Genomic DNA, 13,930 nt, shown 5'->3' on the forward strand with positions numbered 1-13,930 from the left:
TGTCCCAAGGCGAAATACATGCACTCCGGGTTTTCCCGCGGCAGGAATGAAGTGTTTCGGGTATAATCTCCGCCAAAGGTCCCGGCGCACTCGCCCGTCCCCTGCCAGATCACGGGAGTTCCTTCGGCATCCAACAGCCGGGCCAGTCCGCGCGCCTTCGAAACTGGCGCCAGCCCGGTCAAGACCGCCCCTGGAGCCGTGCTGGAAATCTTCAGGCATTCACGGGTCGGCTCGAAAATCCAGGTGCTGGGAGGCTGCGCGGTTCTCACCAGCAGGCGGCCGGTAATCCCGCTCTCCGGCGTCCATTGTTTCGTCTCCCCCCGCGACGAGGAGGTGTGCACCAAAGGACCGGTGACCTCCGCTTTCCATTGTGGCATCTCCTGCACGGCCCCGTTCGCCTCGAGATTCAGGCGCACTTCGCGCAGGATCGTCCCGAGGCGTTCGTGCTTGATCGTGAGGCGGCCGCGGTCGCCCTGCGTTTCAATGGTCCATCCCTCACCCGTGAGGGTGGTCGAACCAGATTCGGCGGCGGGCGCCGCATACGAAACCAGCATCATAACAAACATCAGGCAGATCGACTGAATTGCCCTCATTGGTTCTTCCTTCCTTCGTTTTTAGTTTGTTGTGACGGATCCATAAGTTTGACCTCGTGCAGGCGCAGCACGCCGCGGCCACCGGGCGGATTGAGCTTCAGCACTTGGCCGTTCATGCCGGAACTGAAGTTTGCTGAGTAGCACAGCCACAGCGTCCGGCCGTCGGCGCTGATGAACTTGCTGGGAAAATTCAGGAAGAACCCCTGCTCCCCGAAATCCTTCATGTACGTCACCATTCGCCATGGGCCTGTCAGGACGTCAGCTTCGAGGATGTATGAGGTCATTTTCGCCATCGTCGGCCAGCCGTCCGTGACACACATGAGGTATTTCTTCAATCCCGGCACCCAGGTGGCCGTGACACAGCCCAGGTGGTTGTTCCATTCGAGCAACGGCTTGATCTTGGCGAAATCCGATGTCCAGAGCGGCCTTCCATTCGCGTCGTGTCCGGCGAAGAACTCGTACGCCTTGATATCATTGATGGTTTCCGGCGAAGGCTTGACGCGGGAAAGATAAACCTGGTCGGCGGAAATCCAGCTGAGGTTGGCGTGGGCGAAGTCGTCTTTGCAGTCCGGGTTGATTTCAAACCATTGACCGGGCGCGCCGAGCCTGAGGCACGGGCGCGGCTGCGGGTCATTCTCCTCCGCGCCCATTCCCAGGAGATACGCCTTGCCGTCGGGCGAGTGTTCCATGTTCTTGCCGAAGTCCACGAAGTGCGGAGCGCCCATCTTCACCGGACCCAAATACTTGGCTGGCTCGGGGAACAACGGTTGTGCGGGCGAGAGCGGCGGGGCCTGCCAGGTCTTGCCGAGGTCGCGCGAGATGTGGAAGCCGGGCATCGGCCCGAGATAGGGCCAGTTCCAGATCAGGCCGTTGTGCGTGTAGTCTCCCGGCTCCGGGCCGAGGCAGTAGGTGCCGTAATACCAGATGCCGTCATGGACGAGCGAACCGCAGGGATAGCGGCCCTGGCAAGGCCGCGCACTGGCAGTCTTCGGCGGCGATGTGTTGTGGATTTCGAGTTGCAACGGGTCATCGCCGATCATCACCGCATGGCCGGTTTGGGCCTTTTCGCCGTGCGACGAGCCGGAGACCATGCCCTCCAAGCCGCCGTCAGTCCACGGCGAATACAGTTTGTCGTCACTGGCCCAGCACGGATACCAGGTGTCGCCGGCCCGATAGCCGCGGTTGCGGCCGGTGAAGGAGATCCCGGTCAGCGTCGGCGAGCGGGGGAATGGGCAGTCGGCAGGAATGGCGGACGGCCAGACAAATGCCATTGCCGTACCGTCTTGTTGAATATTGTTCTCCCCTGTTCCGGATGTTTTGGCAGGGCTACCAAGGGAAGGTGATACAACTGGCTGGACTGCTGCTTTGGGATCTTCCAGCAGGTCGGCTTCCTTCAGCATTTTCCCAAGTTCTTCCAGCTGTTTGACGTCATCCGGTCTCATTTTCCCGGTATGATCCGCCGCCAGGCTCAACAGCACGTTCGCGGCGCCCCGGTCATACGCCTGTTTGATCCAGTCAAACAAAACCTTGGTTTCTATCGGCTTGCTGACCTCGAAGCCTTTCCCTTCCCCATATGTAAACCAGGCGCCGACTGCCCCCATGGGCGTTGTTGTTCCTTTTGAAATACGCTGCGATACTGGTTCAAACTCAAACGGCAGGTAATACTGCTTGCCGTTCACCGTTCGGAGGGGCTGATGACCTCCGGCTGGCGGGACAACCACCTCACCGTTCATCACATCCGTCGGAAAATAGTTTATCTTCTGCCCATCCTGAATGTGCTGATTCATTATTACGATCGCATTCGGCTGGGCATTCTTGATTGAATCGTAGATCTCCTGAATCGACAGGTTACCCGGCCGCCAGTTTCCCATGTCTATCCAGAAATACGGGATATCGCCGAACTTCGTGGCCAGTTCGTTGAGCTGCGCCAGGATGATCGCACGCGCGTTCGGATGCTGCATCCAATCTTTGCCGCCCCACAGACAGTAATAAAACGCGGGTGCAATCCCGGCCTTGCGGCATTCTTTGACGAACTCGCCGGCAACGTCGGGTTTGCCGGGACTGCTTCCGACGTCAAGCTCGCTCGTGGGGCTGTCCCACAGGAGGAATCCGGAAGTGTGCCGTGTTGTCAGCACCGCATATTTCATCCCGGCATTTTTCATCGTCTTCGCCCAGCCTGATATATCCAGCTTCGACGGATTGAAGAGCTTCGCATCCTTGTTCTTCGAAAACTCCTCGCCCGTGAACTGATTGTCGTTGAAGCAGAAGAACCCGCCGTATCGCCAGTTCTCCCATTCTTTTATATTTCCCGTCCTGTCCGTTGCCGGTTCGTGGCGGGTCTTAAGGTCAACCTTATAAACCGCCAGGTCTTTTCCAGCATCCGAAACAACCCTCAGTTCCGTAAGACCGTCAGGCAGCGTCTTCTCCTGCACCAACGGCTCACCGGCATTGACACTGAACGCCATAACCACATTCGCCATCAACGACAGCACAACCATGCATCTTATTGTATTTCTCATAATAACCTTTCTCCTCTATACCTTTTAGGGTTCCTTACCGTGCTCGTGAGGGTCACCGCGGCGGATTCGGCGGCGGGCGCTGCGCCCGCAATCAGCTGGGAAACCAGCGACCATCCCGCTATCATTTTCATCGTTTTCATCGTCCGTCTCCTTCCCTATTCATCGCAAGCACGAAACTGGCCGGAGCGAAGGCTTTCAAGTCGAACCGGAAGACACCCTCCTTGACGGGGATCGGTTCGCCCGCCGCTTCGCCGCGGAGGTTCACCGGCATCGCGCGAGTGGCATGCATGCCCTCGGGAAGTCTGACCAAAACTTCACCGGAAGCGCCGGCCAGTTCCCACAGCCGCAACAGCGTCCCGGCGTTGGACGGATCCGCGCCGAAGGCGGTCACGAGCACTCCGCGGCGCGAAACGGATAAGCCCTCGCGAGTGGGCGGGAGCGGATGCGGCGGGATGGTGGTTGTGTCGGCGGCTGCGGCAAGGAGCGGGTAGCGGGCTTCGAGCGACGGCGTGATCAGGGCTGCCTCGTCCCCGGCGTGGTCCACGGCCCAGATGCGGACGCGCGAGGTCCAGGTGCCACCGTTCCAAAGCCTGAAATTGGTGTTCCACTGGTTGTTGAACAGGTTGAGGAAGGCAACCGGCTTGCGCTGGAACTCCTCCTTGGTAGATTGCCAGCATCCCGGCCTGCCGAGGCTCACGACCGGATGATCGAGCGGGCACAGGCCGACTCCGTTGCCCTGTGGATCGGTCAGGGTCAGCCCGGTGTTCAGGGCGAACAGGTCGCGGTTGGAGTTGGGCACGATGTCATTGGCCGGGTCAATGATCGAACCGAGCCGCCCGAGCCGGAACCGCGGAGCGTCAACCTTGAACGGGAGACAGAGCCAGCCCGCCTCGGGCCAGGAATCCAACGGCTTGTCGTGAAGGGTGATTTCCAGATCGGCGTAGCTTTGGCCACGATAAAGGATCAACCGCGTGGTGATGGCAGGCAGATTCGTCGCGGCCGCGCTCTCCATCACGGCGGTGATCGCGCTCGGGCTGGTCTCGAAGCGGAGTTTGAAATCGCGTGGCGAGGCGGCGCGGTACGGAACATTCTCCGGCAGGCCCCGCTTCTCGAACGCCCGCGTTCTGTCCTGTTCCTTCAGGTACGAGCGGATAAAACTCCATATCTGGCCGTAGTCGAAGCGCTCGTACAAATACTGGCCGAGACCGAAATCACTGTTCGTGTCGACCAACTCCCGGCCGGAACGCTTGTCGATCAGCGAGCGGATGACCCCGCGCCGCGGATCCAACACCGCAGTGAACACATCATTTTCCATCGTGGCCGTCCCGGGGTCGGCGGCAAGCTTGCCAGCGGCCGTCGGCAGCGCGTCGGCCCGGAACGTCCGGTAGCCCAGCGGTGGCACATCGCGGGCGATGAATTCGTTTGTTCCGCAACGAACGACGCCGTCGCGGGGCCACGGCAGCGGATTGAAGACGACGATGCGCGGGCCGTCGGCGGAAACCGCTCGGGCGAGGGCTTGGAGGTTCGATGTGAGGAGCGGCCCGGTCATGTCGCGGGCTTGTTCGATGTAGGCGGTATGCTCGTCCCAGGATTCCTCGATACGTTTGTAGCGGCCGCTGGCCCGCTCCTGCCAGAACGAGTCGCCGAAGCCAAACTTGCTGTCCAGCCAGGCGATTGACCCGCCCCAGGTATGCTCACCATACATGAGGCTCTTTTCGTATGCCGCCGCGATGCTGGCCGAGGCGTCGGCAACCGGCTGGTTCCAGGCGCGCAATTCGGTGTTGAGGCATTCGGTCGCGGCGATCAGCGGACGAATGTTGCGTGCAATCTTCATTCCTGCCGGATCCGACATCGGCCCGTGAATCCACGTGTCCGGCGAGTCGGCGCGGACGACCGGAAGGTCCGGCTTCTCGGCAAGGATCGCCTCGCCGAAATCCGAGAGCCGGCCGATGCGGACTTTCACTCCCGGCATTTTGTCCGCGTATTGCTGCAGGATCTTCTTCACCTCTTCGGGTTTCGGCGGGCCTAGGTTGTCGTAGGTATGCTCGAGCGCCAGCCAGGTGCGGTGTGGCCAATCGTCCGGCGGGAACAACCCGGTGCCATAATGCGGCGAGTACATCGTGAGCACGCGCGAACCATCCGGCCCCTGCCACCAGAAAAGCGGCGGGACCTGCGGTGCGCCACTCATCGGGTTGCAGCCGATGTGCATGAACTTCACTCCCGCGTGGCTGAGGATCGTGGCCGTCGTCCAGGTGTGCTCCGGCACGTCGGTCATCTTCGCGTCGCGCGGCAATGGCAGCCCGGCAGCGGCGGAAACCTTCGTCGAAAAACCGAAGCCGCGCACGAGATCCTCCAGTTCAAGCGTCTCCATGTGCATCGTGAAGGGCAGTGCGTGGACGACGAATCGCCCGTCCTTGAACGCCTGTAGCACGCGGTGCCTGCGCTCCGGCGTTTGCTCCGGCCAATCGAGGATCCGGTGCATCGGCCAGCCGGGAATCGTCCATACAAACTGCTGCGACGCCGGCAGGTCGCGGTTCTGGTCAACGACATCGAGCGCCTGATCGATCATCGTCGTGCGGTATGTCTGGACGACGTTGCGGGCCATGTCCGTGTAGCCGATATCGAAATGCGTCTTGAAGACGACAATCACCTCCCGCACGCGCGGGCCGGAGACTGCCACTGAGCTGCCCGTCTTGGTCGCCGCCCCTGATGAAGGTTGTTGGGTCGGACCTGTGTTGGTGTCTGCCGCCTCCGCGGCGGCTGGCTCGGTCGCATGGACCGCGAGCAGGGAGAACAAGACGAGCAAAGTGAGGATGGGGTGTTTCATATGTTTTTTTCCCGCATGTTGGCTGAGCGTTGGAATTTTGCTGTTATAGGCCGAGTTCTTTTATCAGGGTGGGCATGATGATTTCGCGGGCTCCCTCGGCGTTGGGATGGATGCGGTCGGGAACGAGTTTATCGAAGCGCGCCGGGTCGTTGTTCATGACGTCAAGCCAGGCGGGGTAGTGGTCGATCAGGCGCAGATTGCTAGAACACGACATAGGGTAGTGATACGGGGTGCAAGGTGTTCGTCTTTCAATCAATGACTGCAGGAAATTGCTTTCCCGGTGAAGGCCGTTGAAAGAGCCGGTGACCGGACCGGGGAAAGAAGTTGCGCGGTGCGAATCAGTTCATAGTGAGAGGGATGTGCTTTGCCGTTCGGTTCTGTCGCTTGCAGTCACGGAACACCATCAGCCACCGACCATCCCGGAGTTTTACCACGGCAGGATCTATGATGTCGTCGGACTTCACATCCACGGTGTCGCTGTATTCCCAGGTGATCATGTCCGTGCTGGTGTAATGGCATATTACAGACTGACCTTTTGCCGCTTTGACGACCTTCGGGATATAGGTGACGAACATATGATAGGTCCCCTTATCTTCGAAGACATGCGGAGCCCAGAATGTCTCTTCCTTAATTCCGCGAGACATGCCCTGAGCTGTTTCGATATAACTCCAGGTGCGGCCTTGGTCGGTGGATTTGGTGATTCCGATTTTCGTGCCCATATACCATGATTCCGGAGGGGGCAATTCCGCATTCGCCCGGCGCTGGGTGTAGAAGACATACCAAGCCTTTTCCGGCCCATGCCAGACAAGCGACGGATCGGCCGCACCATCGAACACCGGGTCGCGGAACAAGGGCGCGGGGACCTTGGCAATGTCGAGCGCACCCTCGGGTGCCCGGGTGAAGCCGCCGGAATTGAATACCTCATCGACCGGCACCGGATCAGCGGCCGCACGAATGCCGAAGGCTATCAATGCTAGGAATCTACTTTTTCACCTTGCGTGGAGAATACGCTGATGGGCCGTCTGTGGTAGGGGAAAAGAAGGTGGATCATGACGTGTGGAAGATCTTCTTGAGAGTTTCAAGTGGTAGCGACTGCTTCGGTTGGAAGCGATCCGATGCGGCGTAGCGCTGCAGGCTGTGGAGGAGTTGGCGGCACTCGGGGCGGTCGGGTTGTTCGAGTAGCGAGCCGCTGCACACGAGAAGCCGGCCATCGCCGACCCTGGCTTCGAAGGCGATAGCCAGCTTGTGGTTGCGCTCGAAGTTGTCGATGACCTGGACCAGCGGACGGAAGTCCGGCGGCGTTTCGTCGAGCACCATGCAGTGCCCGTGGCGCACGATCGGCCACCATTGCCAATCGGAGTGGAAACGCGTCGGAAACTCCGCGAGCGCCGGGTGCTGCGGGTCGCAGAGGATGCCGAGGGTGCCGGGCGGATGGTATTTTTTGAACATGGGGTAGCACCAGAAGTCCGGCTGGAAACTGCCCGGCACGCTGCGCACGAGAGCGGATTCGTGCGGCAGCAGCAGGACACGGCCACCGGCGGCGAGCACCCGCAGGGCGGTAGCATCCAGACCGCGTCTGATCGCCAGGCCCGCCGGCGGCGACACGGCCGCCTCGTCGGGATAGACCCAGAAGCGGTAGGAATTGCGCGCGGGAGAACCTTCCAGGCCGAGGGTCAGCTTATAGACCTCCGGTGCGGAAAACTGTTTGAGATCAAACTCGATTGACCCGAAAGCAATCAGGGAGCCTTGCGGAACGTTCACGCGCTTGAATTCCCCGGATTTCACGATGCGGCCGCGGCCATCGGCCACCGCCCAGGACATGCGTGCTCCGTCAATTCGGCCCGCACCGTAGTGGGCCAGTTCGGCCGTGGCGCGGAATCGGTCGCCTTGCTGCCATGTGTAGCCCGCCATGCGCAGGAGCGGAACGGTTTCACTGCAAAACTCCCTCCAGGCTTCCGGCTCGATCAGGCCTTTGGAGTCCATGAAGGCATCGAGGATACCGACCAAGGCCGTGCCCTGGCCGGGAAAGTCCTGGAGGTCGAGGAGTTGGAATCCTCCGAAACCGGGAGTGCGCAGGGCGGCTTCGATGTCTTCACGGTAACAGATGACGGCCAGCGCGCCGGAGGCCTGGAGAAACTGTTCCGCCTGATCGAGCATGCCGGCCCGTTCGAGCCGTTCGCGGTAAATCTCAAAATTGCGCGCGCGCAAAACTCCGGTGTATTTTTTGATTTCGCGGAAATCGGGAAACACCTGGAATTGGCCAATCTCGTGGCCGATCACGGGCACCGGCACGTCGCGAATCGCCTCGCGGTAGTCGAAGTCGCTGGCTGGCGGGCGGTTGTTGATATGGCCGGTCGTGTGGACGGGATAGGAACCGCGAACCCTGCGGTGGTCCATATCGGGAAAGAAGATACCGCCGCTGTAGTGACCGCCCGTAAAGGTGGTTGTCCAATAATCGTCGCCCGGAGCCAGGGTGGGCGCCCCGATGTAGTTGTTAGATCCCTGGACGTAGAGTGGACGCGGATCGAAGCGGCGGAAGTCGGCCACCAGGGCCGCCATGGCCTCGCGGCTGCCGGCGAGTTCGTTGCCAAGCGCGAACATCACGAACGAGGCATGATTGCCGTAAGCTTCAAGGATGCGCCGGCCTTCGGCCCGGAGGTAATCTGCATGGCGGGTGCCCTGTGTGGCCTCCCCGCGCAGCTCGACATCGCCATCGATACCCTTCGGCAGTTCGCCGAGGGAATTCCAGTTGGGAAGTTCAGGCTGCATGTAGATGCCCACAATATCCGCCGCCGCATGCGCCGCTTCCGGCGGACACCAGGTGTGGAAACGGTAGTGATTGATGCCATAGGACTTCGCGATCCGCAGGACGCGCAGCCATTCGTCCACCGACATCGGCGCGTAACCGGTTAGAGGAAAGACGCAGGCATCATGCTTGCCCCGGAGGAAAATCGTCCGGCCGTTGATCGTGAACTGGCTGCCTTTGCGGCCGAATTCCCGCAATCCGAAATCCGTCTCGCGCAGGTCGGTGACGCGCCGGTCTCCCGTTTCCGTGGTCAACTCGACACGCAGGCGGTATAGAGTCGGCGAGAATTCATCCCAGATGCGCGCGTCCGGACCGAGCGGGAGGTTCGCCTCCACGGTGCGATCCTGCGGACCGAAGGCGACGGTGATTTCCGGTGCGTTCGTGCTTTTCCCTTCACCGCAGTTCCACATGCTTGCCAGCAATTTGAGCTTGCCGCCGATGTCCGACGGCTGCTGCGGATCCCGGCCCACTCCGATGACCACGCGAACGCTTCTGGCAGCCACTTCGGGAAAGGCGCGGATGCTTTCGATCCACAAGGCGTCGCGCGCCCGCAATTCGATCCGCCCGAGCAAACCGTTCCAGTTTGTCTGTGTGTGTTCGCTGAGTTGATGAGGATCGCCGACAGGCGGGCGATGGGCGTTGTCCACCCGCACTGTGAGTTTGTGCCGGCCTGGCGGGAGATGGGTTCCCAGATCGAAGCACTGCTCCACCGAGAGTGAATCCGCCGAGCCGACAAAGCGGTCGTCGAGCCAAACCCGCGTCGCCTTGCTGCGTTCGATGGCAAAGAGCACCCGCAGCGAGGCCCATCCGGCGGGGATCTCGATCTCGCGCTGGAACCACGCCGGTCCGGTGTGAGTGCGAACCCGTGAAAGCATTCCTGTCTCGCGTTTTTCGTTCAGCGATCCCTTGCCGCGTTCGTCCAGCGAGCCCGGAAGCTGGATGCGGTCCGGCAAGGAACGAAGGAACCATTGCTGTTCAAGGCCGGCATCTTCCGCGTCGAGCTGCAAGGCCCAGTTGCCAGCCAGGGAAACAACCCGATCGCCGGGCCCGTTCAAGGGCGGCGTATAGGTATCCGTTGTTCCGGAAACCGTGGCTGCTGCCAGCCACTGCTCCAGCATGGGCAGAGACCCCGCGCAAATCCCGGTGGCGGCTAGAAAACGACGGCGGCTGATCCCATCCATTACGGTTGCGTATGAAGGTTCATCTGACTGCTGGGAATTTGCTTTTTCACCTCGCCCGGAGAATAGCCTGAAAGGGCGGTCCTCGGAAGAAAAAAGGGGGAGGATGTTTAATGGAGCGGCTTTTCATCATCGTTATAAGGTGACAGATAAATTCTCGCTGATACGCAGCATTATTTAACTCCTTTTGTAATCTTCACAGCTTGGTCCGGCCCGGACGACAGGATAATAGCACCGTCTGACACATCAACACTCCTGGTCGCATTTGTATCTGTTATGCCGGCAACATGAACTTTCCTGACATCGCGCCAGCCATCCGGCAGCTTCCACCTCTTATCTTTACAGCCATCCTTGCTGTAGGCGATAAGCGTAGGCTCACTGGTCCAGAGCGCCGGCATGCAGATATCTGTTCCCTGAATCATGCCGCGAAAATCACGGTTTCCCGCCGGATGGTTCTTGTAGTAATAAGGCAATGTCCTCAGGAAGAATCCCTCGCAAAAACTTTTTTCGGGCTCCACCTTGTAGAATTGGGGCTGGTATGGCGACGTTGTATACAGGGCACTCGGCAGATCGGCAATCAACTTTGACTGACTGCATGAGTACGGCTGAAGTCCCACAAAACGGTCTACCCGCAATCCAACCACATGCTCTGAAGATACGTCAATTCCGCGATCACGCCAGTAGCGGAATATCTTACGCTGTGTCCTGGCCTCCTCTTCCTTGCGGTAACCAAGATATGGGCTTATCGGTGCTTCCTGGCCATCCTTCCTGGCGCCCAGGAACGCGTCAATGTAGATACAGTGGTGGTCCCGGATTTCCGGCACCATGGCTATGAGGTCGTCTATGCGCTTCTGGGCAAGCCCCAGCTTCCATTCCTGCGTGTAGCTCACATGATAGCAGTCCATCCCCCACCAGCGGTTGCCTACAATGGGCTTGCCGTTCTTGTCTTTGGCAATAATATCCTTCTCAAGATATTCTTGGAACAACGGACTGTCCTCGTAGGCATCAAACATATTGATATGAAGTGCAACCAGGCAGTTGTATTTGCGTGCTTCACGCATCAGCCACCGCAGACTCTCCTCCGCTGTGGCATCACAATCGCGTTTTAGATGTTTGCTGGCCGCGCCCCAGGCGGGATACTTCGAATCGTGCCCCTCATACTGCCAGCCAGTCAGCATAACCACCTGCGGGATGCCGCAGGTAAGGTCATGCACCTTCTTGATCACCTCAAGTGCCTGCTCATAGGTGAGAAACTTCTGGTGCATCTTCCCGTCGCCGCCCACAATCGCGTGCTCAGGCGGACGTTGTGCCAATATTTCAGGAGCTGCAGTCTTGTCACCTAGCCCGCCCCGTACCGCAAGCATGATCCGGTAAACAAACCGCTGGTGCCAGTCCACCAGCCACGGCCGTTCCGGCTTCATTGTATTCTTGTAGTCGTAATAGTCACCTGATGGTTCTGCAGGAATAACCGCGGGCGAAGTAATGGGCGGCGTCCGGGGCTCGGGGCGCTGGCCCAGCAGGATGGTGACGTGTTGTTCGCCGTTCAGGTGTCCGGACACGAACGGTTCGGTAGCGGACTTGCCGTTGATCTCGAAGCTGCGGATCGCATTCCCCTCCCCCTTCAAGGTGACGGTCAGCGTCATGTCCTTGTAGCGTAGATCGCCCAGGCGAACTTCGCCCCATGCGGCCGGCAGGGTCGGAGCGAACCGGATGCCGCCGGTTTCGAAATCCATACCGAACAGCCCGTAAAAGATCATCCGGCAAAAAGCACCGGCGCCCCACGCCTGGTTGCCGACGGCCTGCCAGGGAGTGATTTTGCCGGTGCTGTTCATCTGGAAGCCGCCGCAATGTTCGCCAGTGATGTGGTGATAGATCTCGCGGATTTTGCCGCTGCCGCGGAACAACCCGGCCAGGTTCTCGACTTCGCTTTGGAACAGGTCGGTCCGCCCGCCGATGCATGCCGCCTGCGCGAACAAGCCGTTGATCTGGGGCCAGACGCTGACGTTCTGCCGGCCGGGCCGCTCATCGCTGAAGCGTGCGAAATGGGGCCAGGTCATCGTGATCCCCTTGGGTTGCCGGTGGACATTCGCGAGGATGAGCTTGGTCCGCTCGGCATCCGCCACGCCGTAGAGGATGGCAAATGACAACCCGCCGCCTTCCTGGCTGGGATCCAGGGTTCCGGCCTTCCTGGTTCCGGTTCCATGGATGAAGTACCCGTAACGCTTCTGTTCCGGCATCCACAGGTGTTTGTTGATCGCGGCGGCCACGCTCTCAGCCTTGGAGGTGAGTTGGTCGATTTCACGTTGCGGCCTGCCGAGTTGCTTCGCCATGGCGGCCGTGGCCCGGTAGGCGCCTACATAGACACAATTGGCGCTCAGCACCAACGCCTTGTGCACCTCCGGGTAATCCAGCGCATTGCTGCTGTGTCGGTCCGGGTCGAACGGCGGCTCAGGGTATCCGGAAATTCCGTCGCCGACGAAAAACGATCCTTCGAAGAGCCCGTAGTCCGCGTTGAAATGCCCCGCCTCCTGCTTGGCCAGGATCTTTGCCGCCGCCTCGTAGGCCTTGGCCAGAAAGCCGGCGTCTCCGGTGACCAGATAGTAATGCCACGCGGCGATGTTCCACAACTGATACATGTACCACTCGCTGTGGGCGCTCTCCCTGATGTTCACTACCGGCTTCCCGTCCTCCATGTCGCAGCAGGCCCACAGGGTGTTCCTGGCGACGCGGGTGGCGCGGCCGTCGTTCGCCTCCAGCAGGTTCATGGCGCTCCATGTGTTGTAGGCGCCGTCGTGGACCCACGGGTTGTCGCCGTAGGCAGGCGCCGCGCGCAGGAACCGGCTGTCGGTCTCCGTCTCCAGCAGGCCCGTGTCGTTCCACTTGCCGGGGTCGTAGGGAATCGAGTTGATATCGATCAGGTTGTCGAGAGACATCTTGAAGGCCTCCTCGATCGCCACCGTCGCAGGCGCGGAGCCGGCGAACTTCAGCGTCGGCCGGGATTCCCCGGAGGCCACCGCGGCGAGGACACCCAGAAGGGCGCAGACTGGGAACGCCAAGGCGAACCCCCGGGACCGGAGTCCGCACCTGGCGGCATCAAGACAGCTTGTTCGTTCCTTCACGGGGTGAAATTACGACGCTTCCCGCACATCCATCAAGGAGTTTGCCGTCACCATCCTGTTTTGTCTTTAGTCAATGGGGTCAGAGTTCACGGATTAACATTTTTTCTATATTTTTGATCGATTTCAGCATCGTATTGTCCGCTCTGCCGTCCGAGACGGATCGGCTTACTGAACCAGGATGCCCCATCGCCAGCTTTTGGGCGATCCATTCGTTACTCACCGAGGTGTGGGTTCGCAACATGATGGCGATTTGAACCTTGCGGGAGTCGCTTTTTCTGAGTGCTGCCAAATCTGTTTGGCTCACAGGCAATCCAAGCTGGCTGCTGCCCTCTCTCAGTATCCTCAACGCTTCCTTTTCCCCGCGATAGCGCTCCACACCGTCGGCGCGGCGACTGCCTCCACTCCCACCGCGCGGAGGTTTTTCCAGCATCTTGAGGAGCTTGTCCTTGAAACTGTCCTTGCCGAGATACCAGCCCCGCCGGATCGCATTGGTCGCATCTTCGTCAATCTTGCCGCCGTCGTTCGCCGCTCTGGCTTCCAACCACGCGACGTAGGCACGCCTGCCACGACCATCGTCCGCCAGTTGGAACGTGCGCAGGATCCGCCCGCTGACCAACCAGTCCGGTCCGTTTCCCTTGTGATGGCTGGGCAGGCTACTCCAGCGGTAGTTCAGGAGTGGCCCGTGATCGCCGCCCGCCAGGCCTGCCCTTGCAGGATTGAGATGAATGTAATCCACGAGGGCCTTGAAGTAGTGCGTGTCGGAATCCGAAGCGTTGACGGGAACCGCCTTGTAGCGCCCCTGAAACACATGCCCGCGCCGCATGTGCGCGCGGTTCCAGCCTTGGCTGTAGGCCGAGAGCAACCACTTCATGCCGGAGACGAGATTGG

Annotated in this window: 8 protein-coding genes; all 8 read right to left on the reverse strand. The window is 60.2% G+C overall.

Annotated features, from left to right (window positions below):
- Positions 1–566, reverse strand: a 566-nt coding sequence (locus tag AC4DF4_RS14975) for a hypothetical protein (protein WP_490048918.1), incomplete at its 3' end; no start/stop codon positions are given.
- Between the two features lie 23 nt (positions 567–589).
- Positions 590–3,091, reverse strand: a complete 2,502-nt coding sequence (locus AC4DF4_RS14980) for an alpha-L-fucosidase (RefSeq protein ID WP_490048919.1) — start codon at positions 3,089–3,091, stop codon at positions 590–592.
- Between the two features lie 157 nt (positions 3,092–3,248).
- Complete coding sequence (locus tag AC4DF4_RS14985; RefSeq protein ID WP_490048920.1) at positions 3,249–5,939, reverse strand: glycoside hydrolase family 38 N-terminal domain-containing protein; 2,691 nt, start codon at positions 5,937–5,939, stop codon at positions 3,249–3,251.
- Between the two features lie 43 nt (positions 5,940–5,982).
- Positions 5,983–6,153 (reverse strand): hypothetical protein, encoded by a 171-nt coding sequence (locus tag AC4DF4_RS14990; RefSeq protein ID WP_490048921.1) that lies wholly within the window; start codon positions 6,151–6,153, stop codon positions 5,983–5,985.
- 124 nt (positions 6,154–6,277) lie between these two features.
- Positions 6,278–6,910, reverse strand: coding sequence for a family 43 glycosylhydrolase (locus AC4DF4_RS14995; RefSeq protein ID WP_490048922.1), 633 nt, complete (start codon positions 6,908–6,910; stop codon positions 6,278–6,280).
- Between the two features lie 76 nt (positions 6,911–6,986).
- Positions 6,987–9,863, reverse strand: coding sequence for a DUF8487 domain-containing protein (locus AC4DF4_RS15000; protein WP_490048923.1), 2,877 nt, complete (start codon positions 9,861–9,863; stop codon positions 6,987–6,989).
- A 233-nt stretch (positions 9,864–10,096) separates the two neighbouring features.
- Positions 10,097–13,042, reverse strand: coding sequence for an endo-alpha-N-acetylgalactosaminidase family protein (locus AC4DF4_RS15005; RefSeq protein WP_490048924.1), 2,946 nt, complete (start codon positions 13,040–13,042; stop codon positions 10,097–10,099).
- 79 nt (positions 13,043–13,121) lie between these two features.
- On the reverse strand, positions 13,122–13,930 hold an 809-nt coding region (locus tag AC4DF4_RS15010), incomplete at its 5' end, for a transposase (protein ID WP_490048925.1).

The sequence above is a fragment of the Luteolibacter sp. genome (assembly GCF_058122085.1).